Below are 21,760 nucleotides of genomic sequence, written 5' to 3'. Positions count from 1 at the left end.
GATTTATACATTGTTGATTTGCAAGATTTTACCATGCAAAGATACAAAAACTTGTAGATATATACAAATAATAGAAAGGCTATTTTATTGATAATCAATAGGTTATTTACTTTTCAAGGGACGACTATCTAAGGCCGCAATGCCACAGGGTGAGAGTATCGACAGAACACTTGTTGGCAGCCGTAAGCAGTAGCAAAGGCAACACCGGAGACGGTGGCGATGACGAGTTGGCAAAGCCAATCGAATTGGAGAACGATTCTTTCGATGAAGAGAGAATCAAGTGGTAATCAACTAAGTTTCTAATCCCAAAAACCGACAACAAAATGAGAAAACAATATGTTTTAGGGCTTCTCGGCGGAGCCTTGATGCTGCTCGGAATCACTGCCTGCAGCGATAAAGACGATTTTCAAGGAGACAAGACGGCCAACGCACAACACGTGTACCGGCTGTGCGTGTCAGTGAACAACAACGAAGACGCAACCACCAACCACCGCAAGGTACTCGCGCTAAACGACCAAAACGTGATGACATCGAAATGGAAAGTGGGCGACCGAATGCTCGCCTTCAATTGCGGCGACGGCGATGAGGGTTCGTTGGCAAATTACAGCAACGTGGAAGCCGAGAAAGGCAACACACAAGCCTCTACTTTCAACGGCACCATCCAAAGCTCAACCGAGCTGTCGCCAAACGGCGACATCGCTTTCTTCTATCCCGCAAGCTCCAACTACGCCGTAAACAACGTAGTGGCTGCGGTAAAGACCAGCGAGACGGTGAAGGATGACAACAACAACTCCGTCACCATTGAGTATTACCTCGGGGCAGATAAAGTAAAGAAGCAAATCCTGCTCAACCTCAGCAAACAGGACGGACAGTTGGCGACCATCGATGCCAACTACGACTACAACTGGGGAAAAACAAAACCAACCGAAGTGAACCACGACGGAATGGTGAAAGCCAACGTGCAGCTCAAACGCCTCGTGTCGTTCTGGGGACTGAAGTTCAAGGACACGAAAGGACAGTACATCACCAACATCAAGAAACTGCTCATCAACGGCGTGAAATCGACCGGGGTGCTGGACCTCACCAACGGAGAATTCATCGGTGGCGAACAGGACAAGGACTACGCCATCGACGTGGAAGGCAACAAAGCATCGGCAATCAACATGGAGAAAGGATTTGTCTGGGTGGCACTCTTCCCGGAAGTGAGCCAAGACATCACCATCACGCTGATTACAACCGATGGCTTCATCTACACGAAGGATGTGCACAAAACGTTTGCTTCCAACATGACCTATCGCTCCACCATCACCAACATGAAGATGCCAAAGGCAGAACCTTACGTGGAAGTGGCAGGCACGAAGTGGGCAACGGGTAACTTCATCCATTACACCGATGGCACGGAAGACTACTGGGGCATCGCGCCCGCACAGTGGTGGATCAGCAACTATGCCGACAAACCAACGATAGCGGACTATGTGAATGGAAAGACAGAAGTGAAGTGCGATGAGGGACTCATCGGCTCACAGAACTGGTACATCGGAAATTACAACGGTCAGTTCAGTGCGGATCCCAATGACTTCGACCTCTTCCGATGGGGCGACATCAGCGACGTAACCGACTTCCCGAGTAAAAAATACCTTGCCACACCGCCTGCCAAAGACGGATACGACATCTCCATGAAATTCTACGAAAACAACAGGCCCACCACCGACAGGTCAAAAGTAACGAAAGGGGACATCGTGTATTTCTATACAACCAATCCCGATGAACCATACAATTACCAGTATCGTTATCCAAAGGAGGAAGAATTGCAAAACTTGATGAATAATTCCAAAACCATCATTCCGGCATTCTGCTACACCGACAAGGGAAACAAGATTTATGGTGCTTACTTCTCCGATGCCGCAACCGGCGGAATCACGGGCTCCAGAGCCTTGGTAAGTTTCCCCACCGGAAAGAACAATTTATGGAAGTTTGAGGACGTAACCGGATTTGTGCTTGCCAACAAGGGCTTGTTCCTCCCGATGGCAGGATTACTCTATGCGGGTACGGCAGACAACAAGGTTCAGTACCGCCTCGTGTTGAAGGATTCGCAGGCAAGAGGACAATACTGGTCTTCCAGACAAAGCGCACTTAGTGGCAGGGGCATGGCCTTTGGAACGAATATGTGGACTTATGGTATCGCGGCAAAAGCTCAAGGCAACTGCCTTCGCCCCGTATATGTAAGCGGTGACGAAACAAAACCCTTGGATGCCGCGAAATACAACATGTTCCGCAGCATCCTGAACGCCGACGGAACGCGCAGGTTCTAATCGCAACGGAACGAAGCAAGACGACATTTCCATTGTCGCCGGTATAATGATGAGGGGGTGTGCCGAAATTGGCACACCCCCTCTCTCTTTCTGTCGTGTCCTTGCAGATTATTTCACCACGAATTTCTTTCCGCCACGAATGTAGATGCCACGTGGCAATGGCTTGGCAGAGTTCATGCGAACTCCGTTCAGATTGTAGATGGCAGCATCGCGAACCGTGTCGGAATCGGTGTCGATGTTGTCTATTCCGGCACTCTCCAACGACTCATAGAGCATGGGATAGAGGTTGCCTGCCGACGGACTGCCGTAGTTGCCAAAGGAGTGATACTTGGGCGAATATTGAATGACGTTGCCCGAGTCGGCAGCTTTCATCGTGAATGTGGCGTCCCCATTTTCTGTGATGAGCCATGTGTCAGCCTTCTCCGGGTCGTTGGTCGGTGTGAAGGTGGAGAAGGCCTTATCCTGATAATAATACCGTCCCAAAGCATCCTTCATTCTGAAGCCTCCGTTGGCAGCTTCCAAGGTGTAGATGAGTTCGTTGCCCCCGGAGATTTCTATCACGTTGTCTTTTTCGGTTACGTTGGCAACCTGGAGATAGCCATAGCCCTTGGCGGAAGCATCAACAGGCTTGGCAGCCTTCAGTTTCCCGGCTTCGTTCACTACGAGCAGATATTTCCGTTTGTCCGTCGGAAGCGTCGTTATCTTCTTGAAGTGTTGCAGTTCGCCGGCGGTAGTGATGGTGTAAACGGCTGTTGCCACCTTGCTTACGTCTGTTCCCAACACAGCCACAGCCTTCAGCGTGGTGGTCGTCTCGATGTCGATGGGGAGGGTGTAAGGCGTGCTCTCTGCCGTTGGTTGGGTGCCGTCGGTGGTGTAATAAATCTTTGCCCCTTCCGTTGCGCAAGCAATGGTTACGTTGATGGGAGTCATGTAGGAGCCTTCCGCCGGGTTGAAGATGGGTGTCTCCACCTTCGGAGCCGTTTGGTTGCCGTAGCGATGGTCGTTGTCGGCAGTGGTGATGGAGGTGTAAGGGTCGAATGACACGTCCATGCTGTCGCCCCACACGTATTCTGCCAAATAAGGATAGTCGATGTAGAGGTTTCGGTTGCCCTGAATGGCAGCCACGGCGTTGTTGCGTTCAATCTCTATGTCGCTCACGGGGTCGTTCTTAATCCATTCGGTGTAGATGGTGTAAGCCCATTGGCGAAGTGTCGGCCACGAGTTGTTTTCCAACTCCTGCAAGCCCTGTGTGCCCTGCCACGTCAGGTTCTGATAGGCAGTTGCCATATACATATAGGTTCGGCTGAAATCGCCTTTGTAGGTGTCCGATGGTTCAAACATCTTGATGAGTTTTCCGTTCGGACCGGGTCCCATGCCCACTTTCTCGCTGCCGTCGGATGCCGATGAACCCGAGGTAACGATGCCCATGGGATAGTTGCTCTTGCTGCTGTTTGCCTTTGCGTCGGAGGGATAGAGGTGGTGCAAGTCTTTGTAGGCATCGTTTTTTGTTTTCCCCCACCAGCTCTTGGGGAACGAGTGTTCGATGTTCATTCCCTGAATGGAATTGCCGTTGTCGCCCGAGAAATAGAATTTCACGTCGCTGTATCGGTTTCTACATTCCATGGTGTTTCCGATGCGGTCGGTGCGGTAGAAGCCCCACCACGTGCTGCGGTTTCCGCTGCCATACCTGAGCGTTTTGGGACTCTTGATGATGTTGAAGATGGCAGTTTTCAATTCCGCTTTCTTCAGACCTTTCAGCGATTGGGCATACTCCGCCAGTGCTTGGCGGTCGATGGCTTGTGCCGCGAGGCTCGTTCCGAGCAGCAGCAGGGTCATTGTTGTGTTGAGTAAGTTTCTTTTCATCTGATTTATTTGTGTAATTGTTTTGGATTTCTCTTGTCGGGTAGCTTTGCAAAGATAATCATTCCATTTTATTTTCACAAGTTGCGGTGAGACAAATTGTGGCATTTTCATCATTTTGTAATTTTGCGACATGGGGCGCAAAGTTACCTTCCCCGGTCAATCCGAAAGACTTTTCCGACAAACAAACGGAAAAGATTGTGGCAAATAATTTTGAGTATTTCTGCTTATTCCGACTCGAAACGGTCGAGTTGCCGTGCCATCTCTTCTCTGCCGAAGCGGATGAGGTCTGCACCTTTGTCGAAGTCGAAGAGTCCGAAGCGGTTCATGGGCAGTTCCACACAGATGTCGGGAGGCGTGATGCCGAGTGCGAGTCGGGTGTTGGTTTGCAACATAAGGTTGGTAACGCGCATTGCCATGTTCATGTAGTTTTCGGAGAATTGCCATTTGGGCAGCGGAATGGCCTTGCGCAGTCCGGCAAGGAAGCCGTTGTCCGTCTTGTTCGGCTTTGCGTAGGCGGTGTGGGGCTCGTTGTCGGAACCGTTCAGATTGACAGCCACGAGCAAGTCGCCCTCTGTTCGCTGCACGCGGTCGAGCGGCAGGATGTTGTGCACGCTGCCATCCACATACGTACTGTCGCCCTCGTGGATGGGACTGAAGAAGCAGGGAATGGAGATGGAAGCCCGAATGGCGGTGAGCAACGAGCCGGTGGTGAAGACTTTTTCCCTGCCACTGATGAGGTCGGAGGCACAACAGCAGAAAGGGAGTGGCAAATTTTCGATTCTGACATCGCTCGTGAAGTCGTGAAGGAACTCTACAAGTCGGTTGCCCGTTGCCAAATGGTCGAGTCCGGGTTTGATGTCCATCAGACCGATGATTTGCTTTCGGTTCAAGTTCAGGATTCGCTGTTTCAGTTCGTTGAGTTTCCCATTGGCAAAGATGCCGCCGACGAGTGCGCCGATGGAGGTTCCGGCGATGGAGGTAATGACATAGCCACGCTCTTGCAGCACTTCGATGGCACCAATGTGGAAATAGCCGCGCGCACCACCGCCCGACAACACCAATGCCACTCGTTTGCGGTGTTCGGGTGGTTTTCCGGAAAGGCGTTGTCTTATGATTTCTATGATTCTCATGCTTCTCGCGTTTTGCCGTCGGGACGTCAGAGCAGCAACATGCCGATTTGGAACACGACGGCACTCACCACCCATGCCAATGCCGTGGTGTAGGCGGCGGCAAAGAGTGCCCATTTCCAACTCCCCGTTTCGCTCCTGATGGCGGCGATGGTGGCAACACATGGAAAATACAAGAGGACAAAGAGCAGGAACGCATAGGCGGTGAGCTTTGCCACTGGTTCGGCTTCCTCCGGGCTGATGTTGTGGAGCTTTGCCACGTTGGCGGTCATCTGTCTTCTCAGCAATTCGTATTTTCCGTTCCCGGCATCGAGGTCGCTCTCGCCGAAGCTGTCGTCGTCGGTATAGAGCACGCCCATGGTGGAAGCCACTATCTCCTTTGCTCCCACTCCGGAGATAAGCCCCACGTCGAGTTTCCAGTCGAAGCCCTGTGCGGCGAACAGTGGTTCCACTGCTTTCCCCAGTCGTCCTATGTAGCTTTGCTCCTGTCGTTCGCGCTTGTCGGCGTTGGGATTGTCGGGCAAGGGGAAGTAGCCCAATGCCCAGACGATGACGGATGCGGCGAGGATGATGCCTCCCATCTTTTTCAGATATTGCTTTCCTTTCTCCCACGTGTGGCGTCCGATGGCTTTCCATGTTGGGAATCGGTAGGGAGGCAGTTCCATGACGAACGGTGTGTCCTCGCCCTTGAAGACGAATTTTGAGAATATCCGGCTTGCCACCACTGCCATTCCCACGCCCACGACATAGAGCGACAGCATGACGGGGGCTTGGTAGGGTGTGGGGAAGAATATGCCCGTTATCATGATGTAGATGGGCAGTCGCGCCGAGCAACTCATCAAGGGCAAGATGAGCATGGTGATGAGTCGGCTTCGCCGGCTCTCGATGGTTCGCGTTGCCATGATTGCCGGCACGTTGCAGCCAAAGCCCATGATGAGAGGTATGAACGATTTGCCGTGCAATCCCATTTTGTGCATGAGCTTATCGGTGATGAACGCCGCTCGCGCCATGTAGCCACAGTCCTCCATGTAGGAGATGAAGAAATAGAGGATGAGGATTTGCGGCATGAAGACGATGACTGCCCCCACTCCGCCTATGATGCCTTCGGCAAGCATCGACTTAACGGGTCCGTCGGGCAGATGGTTCGTAATCAGTTCGCCAAGCCATCCCACTCCCGTTTCTATCCAGTCCATGGGATATTGTCCGAGTGTGAAGGTGGTGGTGAACATGACGTACAGGATGAGGAAGAAGATGGGAAATCCCAAGTATTTATGGGTCAGCACCTTGTCAATTCTGTGTGTGGTGAGGTAGGTGTCGTTCTTCTTTCCCGTGGTGTAGCCTGCTTCTGCCAATGCTCCGTTGATGAATCCGTACTTGGCGTCCATGATGGCGGTCTCGCTGTCCTTTCCCGTTTCCTCTTTCACGCGTCGGGCGGCTTCGTCCCTGTGCCTGATGATTTCTCCGGCATCGGGGAATTGCGCCACGAGTTGTTCCGTCTCGCTGTCGTTTTCCAACAGTTTGATGGCAAGATAGCGTGTGGAATATTTCTGTCGGATGTCCAATTCGCGCTTCAGGTGTTCCTGAATGTCGGCTATTCCGTGTTCTATCTCGTGTCCGTGGTTGATGTGCAGATGTCGGAACGCGGGGAAGTCGCCTTTTCGTCCCTCATAGTTTTGTATGACGACGTGGAAGAGTTGCTTCACGCCGTCGCCGCTCCTGAACACCGTGGGCACCATGGGCACGCCGAACAGTTCGCCGATGCGTTTGTAGTCGATGTTGTCGCCTCGCTTTTGTGCTTCGTCATACATGTTCAGGGCGCACACCATAGGGATGTGCATATCGATGAGTTGTGTGGTGAGATAGAGGTTTCGCTCCAAGTTGGAGGCGTCGAGGATGTTGATGACGATGTCGGGGGTCTTCTCTGTGAGTTGTTTTCTCACGTAGAGTTCTTCGGGACTGTATGCCGACAGACTGTAAGTTCCGGGCAAATCGACGATTTCAAAGTGGTAATCTTCAAAATCGGCGTATCCGTATTTGGCATCCACGGTTACGCCGGAATAGTTGCCCACACGCTCGTGTGCGCCGGATATGAAATTGAAGAGCGATGTTTTTCCGCAATTGGGGTTGCCCACGAGTGCCACGTTGATGATGTGGCGTTTCTTGTTGGCGGCAATGGTCAGCCGGTCGGGCGTGAGTGGTTTTTCCGAAGGGTCGCCAAGCTCAGCCGCAAGGTTGGTTTGTGGGGCGGAGTGCTTGTCGGCGGCGGGTCGTTTCCCGGAGATTGCCACCACCTCAATCAGTTCCGATTCGCTGTGGCGCAGACTTACCTCGTAGCCCATGATTTTATATTTCACGGGGTCGTGCAAAGGCGCGTTCATCAGCACTGTTACTATTTTCCCATCGACGAACCCCATTTCCATGATTCGTTTCCTGAAACCTCCGTGTCCGGATATTTTCACGATGACACCGGTTTCGCCGGTTTTCAGTTCTGATAGTTTCATGCTTTTTTCCTTTTGTGCAAAGATACGAAGAAAAGAGTGATTGCGTGGCGGCTGCGCGCCAAAGTTCCTCAAAATACCTAATAGTGGGTATTCGTCTTGGGATTCCCGGGGTTCGACTGTCGGAAAAAGGGTGTCCGGGTCATTGTTTTTCGGTAGGCACATTCGTTTTTTCCCGGTGGCGTGGCGTGAGCTTCTTGTCGATGGCAGGCAAGTTGCAGGTCAATGCTTTGCGTGCGAAGTTCGGCGTTGCTTGAGACGGTCGTAAAATTCCTGTAGTGCGGGCTTGCTCATACCTTTTCTGACGAGCCGGTCGAGGTCGCGTTTGGCTTGGTCGCGTTTGTCCTGTAGCAGATAGACGTCGATGCGTTGCAGCACGTATTCGTTATTTTCGGGATCGCGAAGGATGGCTTGCGTGAAATCGTATTCCGCCAAGAGATACATCTTCCGTTCGGCCTCGATGCCTGCCCGCGCCGCGTATGCCACGGCATTGTCGGGATATTGCTCCACCAGTCGGTTGATGCCGTCGAGTGCCTCCGTGTAGTGTTGGTCTTTTTGGTTGAGCAACGCGAGTCCGAGTTGTGCCTCGAAGTTTCCCGGAGCCTGTCGCAAGAGGTTGTGATAGTCCTGCCGTGCGAAGTTGTACCTGCCCAATCGTTCATTTACATACGCCCGATAGAAGAGTGCGGAGACGTTGTCGGGGTCTTTTCTCAGCACTTGGTCGTAATCGTTTTTCGCGCTTTCCCATTGTTCCAGCAACACTTTCCATCCGGCGCACTGCAGCCTCAGGTCGATATTGTCGGGGGCTTGGTCGAGCTGTTCCTGCAACATGCGCAGCGAGTCGCGCCTTGCATGGTTCTGCGCTCCGGCGGAGATACTTGCCGAGAGCAGCATGAGGATAATCCAATGTTTCATGGGCATGAGGTTGAATGTTGATGATGAGCTTGCGGCAGATGTCGGTCAATAGGACTCTTCCTCGGCGGGGAAGCTGCTTTCCCTGACGCAGCGTATGTAGGCTTCCACTCCTTCGGTCATGCACTGTGCCACGTCGGCAAACCGTCTGAGGAACTTCGGTTTGAAGCCCCGGGTCATTCCCAGCGCATCGGCAGAGACAAGCACTTGTCCGTCGGTGGCATTGCCTGCTCCGATGCCGATGGTTGCCGCCTTGACGGTTCTCGTTACCTCCGCGGCGAGCTTTGCGGGCACTTTCTCCAGCACGATGCAGAATGTTCCGGCGGCATCGAGTGCCTTCGCGTCTGCCATCAGTTTACGTGCTTCTGCTTCCTCCCCGGCACGCAGTCCGTAGCCGCCAAACTTATGAATGCTCTGCGGGGTCAGTCCCAAATGTCCCACAACGGGCACGCCGGCTTGCACGATGCCGCGAATGGTGTCGGCAATTTCTTCGCCTCCCTCGAGTTTCACGGCATCCACGCCACTCTCTTTCACGATGCGGATGGCATTGCGCACGCCCTCTTCGCGGCTCACCTGATAGCTGCCGAAGGGCATGTCGCACACCACAAGGGCATGTTCGCAGGCGCGTGCCACGGCTTTAGCGTGATAAATCATCTCGTCCATGGTGATGGGCAGCGTGTCATCGTTGCCACAAACCACATTGGAGGCGGAATCGCCGATGAGGATGCTGTCAATCCCGGCTGAATCGATGATACGCGCCGTGGTGAAGTCGTAAGCCGTCATTTGGGCAATCTTCTCGCCGGCGTGTTTCATTTTGAGAAAGGTGTTTGCCGTAATCTTCTTCTTGTCAGTAGTTAAATATCCCATTTTTATTTGTTCTAACGTCTCCGGGAACAGGTTTCCCCCGGATTTTTTTCTTGTTTTTCCTATTCTTTTTTTGTTTTTTCCGTGGCAGAGAGCAATTCCGTGAAATCGGCTATCACCTCCGGGGTGTAATCCCTCAGCCGTTCTGCCGGAAGGGTGGTGGCAAGGGCAATGAGACGCGCCCCGGAAGCCAAACCGGAACGCAATCCGTTGATGCTGTCTTCAAAGACAATACATTCGGAAGGGTGCACGCCAAAGTGGGCGGCTGCCCGCAGATAACAGTCGGGCGAGGGCTTGCTCTCGCTGAAGTCCTCGGAGGTGAACACACGGTCGAAGCTTTTGCAGAAATCGGGGTGCCGCCTGTAAACGCTTTTCATCTTGGCTTGGTTTGAACTCGTTACCACCGCCGTGGCGATGCCTTCTTTCCGAATGTGCGCCAGATAGTCCTCAAAGCCGTCAATGTAGGGAAATTCCATGTTTGCTTCGAAGGTGTTGAGCCGGGCAGTGATGGTTTTCCGCGCTGCAACATCGCCGGCAAAATACAGGTCGTAAACCTGTTGCAGCGTCATTCCCTTTATCTTGTGCTCGAAATTCTCTATCTCGGGATGGAAGGTTCTGCCCACCTCGCCCCAAAACACGGTGTATTGTGGCTCGGTATGGAACACCACCCCGTCCAAATCGAATAAACAGGCTTTTGTCATTTTGTTTTTGTTTGTCATCGGCATGCAAAGTTACGAAAGTTTTTCGTAACTTTGCCACCAATCTATGATGGTTAAGAAATTTTACATCGCTTTCGCAATCCTGATTGCCTCGCTTTCCTTCGTGGGATGTGCCAAGAAGCAAGTCGCTCCCAAGCAGATGACGCTGCCCGTGGCGCACGCCGTGGCTGACTCGGTGGTGAGGTTCCGAAGCGACAAGGTGTGCCACATTCACGTGGATTTCACCTATTTGAAAGGAAGTCGCTATGCGGCGGTGAACGATTCGCTGTTGCGCATGGGCACGTTGCAACCCAACTACTTCGCCATCCGGTACGAGAAATTGGAACCGATAAGCGCAGTTCGCTATCTCGTGGAGCGGTATGCGAAGGAATATTCCGAAATTGCGCAGTGGCTTCACGACCGGGAACGCGCCAGAAGCCAACTGAACTGGGAACTCAGCATCGACACGAAAATCATGCCCGGAAAGGGGAAAAACCTCGTCTATCTGTCGCACATATTAATAAAGACGGGAGAAACGACATCGGAATACAGTCTGGCACACAATTTCGACCCCGACACGGGCAGGGAAATTCGCCTCGACGACGCTTTCGACAAGGAGGAGCAAGCAGAGCTTACCACCGAAATCATCAGGCAACTTGCCGACAGGCTCGGACTCGATGAGGACGACACCAAAGGCATTCGCAAAGCGGGCTACTTCGTGGGCATAGATGCCTATCCGTCCGAGAACTTCATCTTGCATGACGATTCCGTAACGTTTATTTATACACCGGGAGAAATCAATCCGAAGGAGGTGCGCCTCACTCTGAAGAAATAAGAAAGACAGCAACGACAATGACAGACATCATAACCAAGTATTTCTCTCATCTCACCGAAAGACAAATCCGACAGTTCCACGCTCTCGACCACTTGTATCGCGACTGGAACGAAAAGATAAACGTCATATCGAGAAAGGACATCGACAATCTTTACGAACACCACGTGCTCCACTCGCTTGCCATCGCCAAACTCATCGGCTTCAAGGACGACACCAATGTGCTCGACTTCGGCACCGGGGGCGGCTTTCCGGGCATACCGCTCGCCATACTCTTCCCCAACGCCAACTTCAAGCTCATTGATGGGACGGGAAAGAAAATCAGGGTGGCAACGGAAGTGGCAAATGCCATCGGACTGGAGAACGTCAGGGCGCAACACTTGAGGGGAGAAGAGGAGAAAGAGAAGTTCGACTTCGTTGTTTCGCGTGCGGTCATGCCCCTGCCCGACCTGATGAAAATCGTGCGCAAAAACATCGCAAGCAACTGTAGAAACGCGCTTCCCAATGGGGTGCTGGCACTCAAGGGAGGCAACCTGAGCCAAGAGCTCGCCCCCTTCGGAAAGGTGGCAATGACAGAACTGCTCTCGCAATGGTTCGAGGAGGAATGGTTCGCCACAAAACAGCTCATCTACGTTCCTGCATAACACGAAAAAAAACAAGCAACATGATAAAGGTAGAAAGATTTGTGTGCAATATGCTACAGGAGAATTGTTACCTCCTGTGGGACGACACAAGGGAATGTGTCATCATAGATTGCGGTGCCTTCTATCCAGAAGAACGAAAGGCAATCGCCCGTTTCATAGCCGATAACCGGCTGCAACCCATGCGCATAATCGGCACTCACGCCCACTTGGACCATCAGTTCGGAAGTGGGGCAATGGCAGCAAAATACGGACTGCCGGTGGAATGTTCGCCATGGGACGCACCACTCATGGAGGGACTCGACAAACAGGCAAAGCAACTTTTCAACATGAATTTGGACTTCCCACTGCCGGAGAAAATCAAATACTACGAGGAAGGAACGACCATCCGATTCGGAAACCACCAACTCGAAATCATGGAGACACCGGGACACACTCCCGGCTCGGTAACGCTCTATTGCAGGGAGGAAGGCATCGCCTTCACCGGAGACACTCTCTTCAAAGGCAGCGTGGGACGAACCGACTTCCCCGGAGGAAACCGCTTCCGGATGATTAACAGCCTCAGAGAACTGTCGCAGCTGCCCGACGAAACCAAAATCTGCACCGGACACGGAGAAACAACAACCATTGGGTACGAACTGGCACACAACCCCTTCATGGACCGATGAGATGAAACAACAAAAACCACAATCCGAAAAAATCATACTCGGCATCGACCCCGGAACCAACATCATGGGCTACGGCGTGTTGCGAATAAAGGGAAACAAAGCCGAATTGGTGGTGATGGGAGTGGTGGACATGAGAAAGGAGAACGACACCTACTTGAAGTTGGGAAAAATCTTCGACCGCGTAACGGGCATCATTCGGGAATTCCTGCCCGACGAGATGGCCATCGAGGCACCCTTCTTCGGAAAAAACATACAATCCATGCTCAAACTCGGAAGGGCACAGGGGGTCGCCATAGCGGCAGCCATACGTTCGGACGTACCCATACACGAATATGCACCACTGAAGATAAAAATGGCCATCACGGGCAACGGAGCAGCACCCAAAGAACAGGTGGCTGCCATGTTGCAACGGCTGCTCCACCTGCGCGACGACCAAATGCCACACTTCATGGATGCCACCGATGCACTCGCGGCGGCATACTGCCACTTCCTGCAAATGAGCCGACCCGAAAACGACGCACCACACATGAAATCGTGGAAAGAATTTGTGAAAAAAAACAGCTCCAGAATAACAAAATAAAAACTAAGGCGTTTTAAACAACAAGAAGCGAAAAACGTCAGATAAACAATAAAACGAAAGAAAATGAGAAAAATAGCACTCACCATCGCGCTCACGCTCGTTGCACTGACGGGCATCAAAGCGCAAAACCGCGTCTATCAGCAAATTTATCGCAGTGCCTATAAGGTGGCAACCAACAAACAGGAAGACACCGAGGCAAGAAAGGTGGCATCGTTCAAGGTGGACGCCATCTCCTATCTGCAAACCAAAACACTCATCGCGCTATCCACTCAAGACGACAAAGCACTGACCGCAGAGGAAGTGAAACACCTCAACAGCCGGCTCGATTCCATGGCATATTATATGTACAGCTTCGTAAATCTCTTCACCAAGGAATATACCAAGGCTGCCGACGAAAAAGAAAAAAGCAGGGTGATAAAAATCTTCCGCAACGCCAGCATCAACCATCCGCTCTACAACGACAACGATAAGGAATTGGTGCACGCCTACTACAATCGCAACGACTACCCCACGCAGTTCTCGCTCGACACCAATTGGATCGACGCCCTTGAGGAAGTGAAAAAGAAACTCTGAGACCGATAGGCAATGAGGGGGCTGCATTTCCCTCGTTTCCATCGGCAGACAGGCGATGGGCAACACGGGGAAGAACTTAAAATATCTTCACGTCGGCAATGACGTAAGCCCCCACACTGTCGTTGAGCCGCCTGACCAATTGCGAACGCATCATGGAGAGGTCTTGCCGCAAGGCGGGGTTGGTAATCTTCACGCAGAGAGTTTGGTTGCGAATGTACTTCTCACCCGTGTAGCGGCTGACGGTGGGTCCGGCAACGGTGTCCCACGCGTCCACCAGTCTTTTTTGCAACAGTGGCGTTTCCAGTCCGCCTTCGCGCAATGTCTTTCCCAACACATCGGCAAGGGAGTGTACCTTTCGTTTAAACATCTGCCTTGTCCCTTTCTTTTATCTCCCCATCGTCCACGCCGAAGAGCTTGAAGTTGAAATCGCTGTCGCGCAAAATCTTATCGAGATGGTCGCGATTGGTGTCGGTGATGAGAATTTGACCGAAGTCGTTGCCCGAGACGAGTTTCACGATTTGTTCCACCCGGAAAGCGTCGAGCTTGTCGAAGATGTCGTCCAAGAGCAGCAGTGGCGTTCTGTTGCCCGAAGCCTGTTTCAGAAAGTGGAACTGTGCCAGTTTCAACGCCAGCACGTAAGTCTTGTTTTGTCCCTGACTGCCTACTTGCTTCATGGTGTATCCGCCGAGTGTCATGAGCAGATTGTCCTTGTGAATGCCGTGAAGCGAAAAGCCCATGATGCGGTCTTTCGCCCTGTCGCGCCGAATGACGTCGAGCAAGTCGCCCCGCTGTCCGTGCGACACATATTCCAATGCCACCCGCTCGCGTTCGCCTGCCACTTTTTGATAGATGGATTGGAACACCGGTTCGAGTTCTTCGGTGAAGGTCTTTCGCTTTTGATAGATTTGTGTGCCATAGTCTGCCATCTGCATCTCCAGCAGTTCCATGAGTGTGCCGTCTGGTTCGTCCTCTTGTTTGAGCAGTTTGTTGCGCTGCAGCAATGCTTTGTTGTAAAGCGTGAGCAGTTCCATGTATCGGCGGTCGTATTGTGCGATGACGGTGTCCATGAATCTTCGTCTTTCCTCGCTTCCGCCTTCAATCAGCGCACTGTCTGCCGGCGATATGAACGTCAGCGGGATAAGCCCGATGTGTTCCGAGAGTCTTTTGTATTCTTTCTTGTCGCGTTTGAAGTGTTTTTTCGTTCCGCGTTTCATGCCGCAATACACCTGTCGGGTTTCGCCCTCATCGGTGAGGTAGGTGCCTTCCAGCACGAAGAAGTCGTTTTCGTGTCGCATCACCTCCGAGTCCTTCGGCGTGAACGCGCTGCGACAGAACGAGAGGTAGTAAACGGCATCGAGCAGATTGGTCTTCCCCACTCCGTTGTGTCCGATGAAGCAATTGAGCTTTGGCGACAGTTCGAGTGTTGCCGTGCGTATGTTCTTATAGTTGATGATGGAGATTTTCTCTAATTGCATGATGATGGTATGTGTGTGGGCGGCGTGCAGGGTTCTGTCGCCGCGCTTCTTGAAATTTTGTCTCTGCAAAGATAGCAAATTCCGTTGAAACGGCAATATCGCCACGATTATTATTTCCGCCGGACTTGCACGGTCGGCAACGGTTTTTCAGAGACCGGCAACGCGGCCGGTTTGTTATTTTGTAAGTGATTTGGGCGTTCAAATAACAATTATTCATGATTTTGCGACATGAGACAATAAATGGAAATACCAAGTATTTTTTGTTTCTTTTGCAAAGTTTATCATGCAAACGGTTGAAGGTGTAAGTTTGTTAATAAATACTTAATTAATTGATAATCAATCTGTTTTTACTTACCTTTGTGCCCGCTAACATGAAACTAAGGCACGGTGGTAACTCTATTCTCACATAGGAACGTGTCGCGAAAACACTTCTTCGGAATGTGTTTTCAAGGTTTCGGAAATAATTAAATGATGAGAATTTTCAGAAGTACGATTATTGCAATTTTAATGATTTTCATTCCACAATTTGTGGAAGCGGCAGACACCGAAGCAGCCAACAGTGGTTTTAATTGGACGCCGGTGTTGAATGCCATCATCCAAGTGGAGAGCAAGGGTAACGCGAGAGCGGTGAATGGTCCGCACGTTGGGATTTTACAGATTTCCCCTATTTTGGTGAGCGAGTGCAACCGAATTTTGCGAAAGCGAGGAAAGAAAAAGCGTTTTTCGCTTTCCGACCGCTTCAGCCCCTCCAAGTCGCGTGAGATGTTTTTACTGATACAGTCGGTTTACAATCCGGGCAACAACGTGGAACGAGCCATCCGCCTTTGGAATGGGGGCGTGCGTTACAGCATCAGGAAAACACAGGGCTATTTCAACAAAGTAATGAGTTTTTTGTAAAAACACGGATAAAGAGGCAGGTTTGCCTCTTTTTTTTATGGTCATCCCAAAACGGTGTCTTAAATTTTCTTCATTCATCTCCCCAAAGCTTGGCTTTTGCAATTTAAAAGCTTAGCTTTTGCAATGCAAAAGGTCATGAATTGGAGAACAAAAGCCAAGCTTTTAAATCGCAATTAATATTATCCTGATTATCAACAAGTTGCGAGGCGTGTTGCGAACGCGGTTTTTGTAATGTTATTTCATGTTGCCGGTCGGGTCGAATGTGCCCCGTCAGGCGGCAATGAACTTCAGAGTGCCGCAAAATAGGCTTGAAGCTCTTGTTCGGCGGAACCGGAAATGCAGAGCAGGTCTTTCACGATGCTGCCTTTCTCCATGAGCAGCACGCGGTCGGATATTTCGGATATGAAGTTCAGGTTATGACTGGAAATGAGCACGGTGGCGCCCAGCTCCTTGTTCATCTGCCGGATGAGCCGTGCGGTAACGATTTGTGAAGAGGGGTCGAGATAGTTGAACGGTTCGTCGAGGATGAGCACCTTCGGACGGATGAGCATCGCCCCGATGATTCCTATCTTCTGACGGTTGCCCTCCGAGAAGTCGCGGATGTATTTCCCCGTTCCCAAAATTTCGTTGCGCATCAGCGGGGCGAACGCCTCCAGCCGGTGTTTGAGCGCATCGGGGTCGATGGCATACACCTCGCCAATGAAGTCGAAGAACTCGTCGGGCGTATAGAAATCAATGAGAAACCGCTTGTCGATGTAAGAACCCGTGTAGGTCTTCCACGTGTCGTCCCCGCTCACGAGCATTCCGCCGGAGAGCACGCGTCCGCCGTCGGCTTTTATCAGGTCGAGGATGAGCCGCATGAGGGTGGTCTTGCCTGCCCCGTTGTTCCCCACGAGTCCCACGAGCTGTCCGGAACGAAGGGTGAGCCGGGGAATGTCGATGACCGTTTGGTTGCCGTAGGTCTTTCGCAGATTTTCCATGATGATGTCCATTTCCGAGATAATGTTTTTTTTAAGGGGAATCATTCCCGATAACGTTCAAAATATTTGTGGCGATGACACTCGTAGCGGTGCGCCATCCGCCGGATGAAAGGTCGGTGGAGCGCCAACCCAAGCAGTCCGCTGACATTGAAAAACAAGTAAACCCGTTGTTCGGTGAGGAAGAACGGGGGCAACAGCGCGAACAGTATCACGCAGACCGCCAACGCAAACGACGACACGGAGAACGTTGCCCCCCGCATGTTCATGAACCCACTCTCGAAGAGACTGAGCCGTTTGTTGGTGAAGCAATAAGCCAGCAGCAACAGGTTGCACGCACCAATGCAGAACACAACACAGGAGAGCACGAAAAAAGGCGGAACATGATAGAGAAAACAGGCGGGCACCATGCAGAGCGCACCGGCAAGGGTGAGCGGCATGGCGAAATAGTATTTGCGCAGAAGCATTCTGCAAATGCCCACCGGCTTCGTCCACAACCCGTCAAAGAAGTTTCCCTCCACGGCAAAGGTAACCTGCAGATAAATCAAAGCAAGGCTCATGGTGGCAAGTGGCACAATGGCAAGCAATTGCGGATTGCCGGAAGAGGAGTAATCGGGGAGATAGAGATAGGCTTGCAACACGATCAAGAAGGGCAGAACAAGTTGCGCACGCAACCGACCGGAACGACGGAACGCCCGAAACTCCATGGCATAGAGCGAGCGCACACTCGCGCCACCGACGTTGCCAACGCGCCGCCGCAACTCGTTGTAGCTCTTGAGCTTGCCTAAATATGCCATGACAAGACAGAGAGCAAGGACGCACAACGCAACGAAGAGGGGCAGATGCACATGCCACGGCAGCACAAGGGGATTGAAGCTCCAGACCAACACGAGGACGAACCAAAGCGGAAAAGCCAACACCACAGGCAACTTAAAGCTCCAACCATCCGCCTTGCGCAGAGTGGTAACGGCCAAACCATTGACAAGCGACACACCGAGGAAAACAAACCCACACAACAACGCCTGCACCGGCGGAAGAACCAAGAAGACTGCCACCGCGGCAGGCAACGCCCAGTTGAGATTCCAAAAATCCAAAACATTGGAAAAGAGGATGAAGCGATTCCACGCAGCCGAAGCGATGGGGCGCGTGTGGATGTAAGCATCGGGCAATGCCGTGTCGCGCTTAAAAAACAGCTTCACGAGGACATCGACGGGAAGAATGAGGGCTGCCGCCACGGGCACGACTTTCTGCCACGGCACACAAGTCTGCAACTCGCCAACAGTCAGTCCCGAATCGAGAAAAGTTGCCACGCCCAACAATGCGCCGACCACATAGACATACAATGCCATGAAGAACGCGCGCCAACGAAAGTTGCGTCGTTTCCGAATGAGCCACAGTCTGATGAGCAGTTTCAGCATATCATTATTTCTCCACGGGCAAAATCCCTCCTCCCCCCACCCTGCTGTTCTGCAAAGATAAGAAAAGGGGGGGCAGTTCCCCTATCCTGCAAAGGTAATAAAAGCGAACAAAAGAAACAAACCTTTCCCTTTGATTTTCCGTGTCACCGGGAAAAATTGCGAGTCTGCCGACATTAAAAGTCATCAGTTGGCATGGCTCTCTCCACTCCTTTGCCGTGAATATCCTGAACAATGGTATCAACATCAAGACCGTTGCCAGCTTATTAGGGCATAGTGGACTAAAACACACCGAGAAATATACTCGTGCGGTGGATAAATTGAAGTCAGAAGCGATAAATAGTTTGCCAGAATTGACTACTATATAAAATAATAATGTTATATTTGCAAAGGATTATTAAACTAAAAAATATGGAAGACTTTGAATTTTCAGACAATGAGGCGGAAGAGGTGATTAATATAGAATACGATATTACATCTTATCCTTCTGATTATACGTTAATGGGACTTGTTGAAATGTTTAAAAATGGAGACATTATGATTCCTGATTATCAGCGCGGTTATGTTTGGAATATAAAACAGGCATCATTACTCATTGAATCCTTTTTAATAGGGCTACCAGTCCCTCCTATTTTTTTATACATTGATGATGAGAACAAGAATTTGGTCATTGATGGTCAGCAGCGTTTATTAAGTATTGTTTATTTTTTTGAAGGATACTTTGGTAAAGAGAGTCTAACAGGGAAACGACAGGTTTTTAAATTGTCGGGACTAAATTCTAAAAACAAGTTTTATAATTGTACTTATAATGATTTGGACGATAAAGATAAAAGAAAACTTGCTTCTTCTGTACTGAGAGCTATTAATATAAGACAACTTTCACCTACGAAAGAAAATACATCTGTATACCACATTTTTGAACGACTAAATACAGGAGGAACCCCCCTTAAGCCACAAGAAATAAGGAATTGCGTATTTAGAAGTGACTTTTTAAATAAGTTGAAGGAACTAAATAAAAATCCATCATGGCGTAAAGTTATAAACAAGAAAGACTTTGTTAAAAATCAATCAGACATAGAGTTAATTTTAAGAGTTTATGGATTAGCTTACTATCTAAGTAGATATGAAAAACCGATGAAAGAGTTCCTCAATAAAGTAGCTAAAAGCAATATGAATGCATGTAAAAACATAGATAGCTTTGCTATTGCTTTCGAAAGAACAGCAGGCTATATTAATTCAGAGTTAAGAAGTAAGCCCTTTCATGTGCGCGGACCTTTTAATGTATCTTTGTTTGATTCTGTCTTTTGCAAGATTTTGTTGCATATAGATAATTTACCGGCAAATCTACCTCAGCGATATGAAGAGCTTCTTGTAGATCAAAAGTTCACGGATTTGACAACATTAGCTACAACTGATGAAAAAATCCTTAAGGAAAGATTTGAATATGTAGAAACCTTTTTGTTTAATGATGGCTTACACCGATAAGTTTCAACCTGCAGACGAGTTGATTAGTGAGATCAATACTTTAAAATCTCATATTTCGCCAGTAGCCTTACCTAAGTTTATTGGCGCAATCTCAGTAAGTGCTGTAACTTCATATGAACTTGCTATAAAGGAGATATTTATAGATTATGCTTCTAACAAACATCATTTATTTGGCAGTTTTATTCAAAATTATCTTTCTAGATTAAATGGAAGAATAGAGATATCTGATTTAAAAAAGGAAATCAAAAAATTCGATAATACTTTGGCTATAAATTTTGAAACAGAAATTACAGCAGTGGAACATGTTGAGCCATCTGTGAGATCCTGTTATCAAAACTTGATACAAGGTAGGCATTCGTATGTTCATGCAAATCGAATAAATCTCTCATATGATGAATGTATTTATGATTATGAACTTGGAAAGAAAATAATAAAAGCGTTGCATGTAGTTATGGTATAATTAGCATTATGACGATACAATAAATACAGACTCGTAAGGAAGACCAGACTTTTGATTGCAAAAGCATTCAAAATGATCCGAAAGCATTGGCTATTACCATTGTGGCGTTTGCTAATACTGACGGTGGTGATATCGCTATCGGTGTGTCTGACAAGACAAGGAAGATAGAAGGAGTTGATCAGTATACGGAAAAGTTGAATGAGTTGCTTCGTGTGCCCTTAGACTTTTGTAATCCTTCTGTGCCTATTACCACCGAGTTGTTACCATGCACGGATAAGGATGGGAACGAAAATCATATTTTATTGATGCATATTCCTGCAAGTTCTGAACTACATGCTAATCAGGCAGACGAAGCCTATATGCGTGTTGGCGATAAAAGTAGAAAGTTGTCTTTTGAAGAACGCATACAATTGATGTACGATAAGGGAGAGCGCTACTATGAGGATACGGCTGTGTATGGTGCTACGGTAGATGATATTGATATGACCGCTGTCGAAAGATATACAGAATTGATTGGTTATGCCAAGTCTGCCAATCAATATCTACATGAGAATAATGGCTTCATAACTACCAATGCAAAGGGAGAGGAGCAAGTAAGTGTGGCTTGCATTCTGTTGTTTGGTAAATATCCTCAAAAATTCTTTCCCCGTGGGCGTACTCGCTTTATCCGTTATAAAGGTACAGAAGAGAGAGTGGGTGCAGAAATGAACGTGATTAAGGACGTAACCTTTGAAGGAACCATACTTGATCAGGTGGAGGCCACGATAGCTTATCTTGAAACCCAAGTGGAGGAACATACTTTCCTAGGACAGCATGGGCAGTTTGTAACCAACAGAGATTACCCAAAGTTTGTGATACAAGAAATGGTAGTTAGTCGTCCCTCAAGAACTCGACTTACAACCAGCAAAAGGTATTGGATAACACCTTTGTTTCGTTAAAGTTGGAATCCACTCCTTGAATACTCCATTTTATCATAGTTCGAATAAGGCACAAAAGAAGCCGCATGGCTCTTTTGAAGTTGAATGCAGCCGCAGCGAGCATCACGTTGATGGCATCACCCAAGAGACCCTTGTAGAAGTTCCTCCCCAATCGATGATCTGCCTTGCAGTGCCCTATGACAGGCTCTATTCCTGCTCTCTTGCGGAAGAACATTTGTTTTTTCTTTTTCGTGTGTGGCGAGTCGCTTGCCTTGGGAACGCCGGGTATCATGATGTTCGTCTCTCCGCACGTCTCCTGCCCGCGATACCCTCTGTCCCCCGCGAGTCTTTTGATTTTCCTGCCATAGACCCTGCCGACCTGCTCCATTGCCTTGTCTATCGTATGACCGTCGTATTCATTGCGGAAAGATAATGCACCGACAATGAGACCATTCCACAGTCTGACAAGGGAGACTTTATTGCCGAACTCGTATTTCTTGTGGTCCTTCCCCTTGCTGATGCACAACACGTCCGGCTCATGAAGGGAGTAGATCTTGTGACCGTCC

The 21,760-nt window shown here is 49.8% G+C and carries 21 protein-coding genes and 2 pseudogenes; 12 read left to right on the top strand and 11 right to left on the bottom strand.

Annotated features, from left to right (window positions below; genetic code table 11):
• The first annotated feature begins 149 nt into the window (after positions 1–149).
• Both E0E16_RS13560 and E0E16_RS07810 read left to right on the top strand, forming a co-directional pair.
• The gene (locus E0E16_RS13560) at positions 150–287 is read left to right on the top strand and encodes a hypothetical protein (protein ID WP_165444211.1); all 138 of its coding nucleotides are present in this window, start codon (positions 150–152) and stop codon (positions 285–287) included.
• Positions 288–323: 36 nt separating this feature from the next.
• On the top strand, positions 324–2,312 hold the full coding sequence (locus tag E0E16_RS07810; protein WP_130829855.1) for a hypothetical protein: 1,989 nt from the start codon (positions 324–326) through the stop codon (positions 2,310–2,312).
• Between the two features lie 108 nt (positions 2,313–2,420).
• On the opposite strand, the gene E0E16_RS13555 is transcribed toward E0E16_RS07810, so the two are convergent.
• The 6 genes from E0E16_RS13555 to E0E16_RS07780 form a co-directional block, all read right to left on the bottom strand.
• Positions 2,421–4,175, bottom strand: a complete 1,755-nt coding sequence (locus E0E16_RS13555) for an endonuclease (protein ID WP_165444210.1) — start codon at positions 4,173–4,175, stop codon at positions 2,421–2,423.
• A 224-nt stretch (positions 4,176–4,399) separates the two neighbouring features.
• Complete coding sequence (locus E0E16_RS07800; protein WP_130829854.1) at positions 4,400–5,305, bottom strand: patatin-like phospholipase family protein; 906 nt, start codon at positions 5,303–5,305, stop codon at positions 4,400–4,402.
• 26 nt (positions 5,306–5,331) lie between these two features.
• Entirely contained in the window at positions 5,332–7,803 is a 2,472-nt protein-coding gene (gene feoB / locus E0E16_RS07795) for a ferrous iron transport protein B (protein WP_130829853.1), read from the bottom strand.
• A gap of 219 nt (positions 7,804–8,022) precedes the next feature.
• Entirely contained in the window at positions 8,023–8,715 is a 693-nt protein-coding gene (locus E0E16_RS07790) for a tetratricopeptide repeat protein (protein ID WP_240048140.1), read from the bottom strand.
• Between the two features lie 45 nt (positions 8,716–8,760).
• The gene (gene panB / locus E0E16_RS07785) at positions 8,761–9,579 is read right to left on the bottom strand and encodes a 3-methyl-2-oxobutanoate hydroxymethyltransferase (protein ID WP_130829851.1); all 819 of its coding nucleotides are present in this window, start codon (positions 9,577–9,579) and stop codon (positions 8,761–8,763) included.
• A 59-nt stretch (positions 9,580–9,638) separates the two neighbouring features.
• Positions 9,639–10,277, bottom strand: a complete 639-nt coding sequence (locus E0E16_RS07780) for an HAD family hydrolase (RefSeq protein WP_130829850.1) — start codon at positions 10,275–10,277, stop codon at positions 9,639–9,641.
• Positions 10,278–10,341: 64 nt separating this feature from the next.
• Here E0E16_RS07780 and E0E16_RS07775 point away from each other — a divergent pair, with 64 nt between their 5' ends.
• The 5 genes from E0E16_RS07775 to E0E16_RS07755 all read left to right on the top strand — a co-directional run bounded on the left by E0E16_RS07775 (position 10,342) and on the right by E0E16_RS07755 (position 13,568).
• Positions 10,342–11,109, top strand: coding sequence for an RsiV family protein (locus E0E16_RS07775; protein WP_255418147.1), 768 nt, complete (start codon positions 10,342–10,344; stop codon positions 11,107–11,109).
• A gap of 17 nt (positions 11,110–11,126) precedes the next feature.
• A complete protein-coding gene (gene rsmG / locus E0E16_RS07770; RefSeq protein WP_130829849.1) occupies positions 11,127–11,750 on the top strand; it encodes a 16S rRNA (guanine(527)-N(7))-methyltransferase RsmG in 624 nt (207 codons plus the stop codon).
• 20 nt (positions 11,751–11,770) lie between these two features.
• On the top strand, positions 11,771–12,415 hold the full coding sequence (locus E0E16_RS07765) for an MBL fold metallo-hydrolase (RefSeq protein WP_130829848.1): 645 nt from the start codon (positions 11,771–11,773) through the stop codon (positions 12,413–12,415).
• 1 nt (position 12,416) lies between these two features.
• Positions 12,417–12,995 carry a crossover junction endodeoxyribonuclease RuvC gene (gene ruvC, locus E0E16_RS07760; RefSeq protein ID WP_130829847.1) on the top strand — a complete coding sequence of 193 codons (579 nt, stop codon included), beginning with the start codon at positions 12,417–12,419 and terminating at the stop codon, positions 12,993–12,995.
• Positions 12,996–13,058: 63 nt separating this feature from the next.
• Positions 13,059–13,568 carry a hypothetical protein gene (locus E0E16_RS07755; protein ID WP_130829846.1) on the top strand — a complete coding sequence of 170 codons (510 nt, stop codon included), beginning with the start codon at positions 13,059–13,061 and terminating at the stop codon, positions 13,566–13,568.
• A gap of 76 nt (positions 13,569–13,644) precedes the next feature.
• Here the strand turns inward: E0E16_RS07755 and E0E16_RS07750 are convergent, their stop codons facing one another.
• Entirely contained in the window at positions 13,645–13,935 is a 291-nt protein-coding gene (locus E0E16_RS07750) for a DciA family protein (RefSeq protein ID WP_130829845.1), read from the bottom strand.
• Positions 13,928–15,043: a DNA replication/repair protein RecF gene (gene recF / locus E0E16_RS07745; protein WP_130829953.1), complete on the bottom strand. Its 1,116-nt coding sequence runs from the start codon at positions 15,041–15,043 to the stop codon at positions 13,928–13,930. The genes E0E16_RS07750 and recF overlap by 8 nt, the downstream gene beginning before the upstream one ends.
• A gap of 468 nt (positions 15,044–15,511) precedes the next feature.
• Between recF and E0E16_RS07740 the strand changes: the two genes are divergently transcribed.
• Positions 15,512–15,940 (top strand): transglycosylase SLT domain-containing protein, encoded by a 429-nt coding sequence (locus E0E16_RS07740; protein ID WP_181951337.1) that lies wholly within the window; start codon positions 15,512–15,514, stop codon positions 15,938–15,940.
• 287 nt (positions 15,941–16,227) lie between these two features.
• Here the strand turns inward: E0E16_RS07740 and E0E16_RS07735 are convergent, their stop codons facing one another.
• Entirely contained in the window at positions 16,228–16,932 is a 705-nt protein-coding gene (locus tag E0E16_RS07735) for an ATP-binding cassette domain-containing protein (protein WP_130829951.1), read from the bottom strand.
• Between the two features lie 29 nt (positions 16,933–16,961).
• Positions 16,962–18,335 carry a DUF5687 family protein gene (locus E0E16_RS07730; protein ID WP_130829844.1) on the bottom strand — a complete coding sequence of 458 codons (1,374 nt, stop codon included), beginning with the start codon at positions 18,333–18,335 and terminating at the stop codon, positions 16,962–16,964.
• Positions 18,336–18,511: 176 nt separating this feature from the next.
• Between E0E16_RS07730 and E0E16_RS07725 the strand changes: the two are divergent.
• From E0E16_RS07725 to E0E16_RS07710, 4 genes and pseudogenes are all read left to right on the top strand, one after another.
• Positions 18,512–18,700: pseudogene (locus E0E16_RS07725) on the top strand (tyrosine-type recombinase/integrase); the annotation flags it as partial.
• Between the two features lie 43 nt (positions 18,701–18,743).
• The gene (locus tag E0E16_RS07720; protein ID WP_130829843.1) at positions 18,744–19,817 is read left to right on the top strand and encodes a DUF262 domain-containing protein; all 1,074 of its coding nucleotides are present in this window, start codon (positions 18,744–18,746) and stop codon (positions 19,815–19,817) included.
• Complete coding sequence (locus E0E16_RS07715) at positions 19,798–20,277, top strand: HEPN domain-containing protein (RefSeq protein WP_130829842.1); 480 nt, start codon at positions 19,798–19,800, stop codon at positions 20,275–20,277. The genes E0E16_RS07720 and E0E16_RS07715 overlap by 20 nt, the downstream gene beginning before the upstream one ends.
• Before the next feature lie 23 nt (positions 20,278–20,300).
• Positions 20,301–21,152 (top strand): annotated as a pseudogene (locus E0E16_RS07710) (AlbA family DNA-binding domain-containing protein); the annotation flags it as partial.
• Positions 21,153–21,171: 19 nt separating this feature from the next.
• Here E0E16_RS07710 and E0E16_RS07705 read toward each other — a convergent pair.
• Positions 21,172–21,760 (bottom strand): transposase (locus E0E16_RS07705; RefSeq protein WP_165444203.1); only part of this gene is annotated, 589 nt, incomplete at its 5' end.

Source organism: Prevotella rectalis, assembly GCF_900607215.1.
GTDB lineage: Bacteria > Bacteroidota > Bacteroidia > Bacteroidales > Bacteroidaceae > Prevotella > Prevotella brunnea.
The sequence above is the reverse complement of the archived record's forward strand: the minus strand, read 5'-3'. Positions and strand labels throughout refer to the sequence as shown.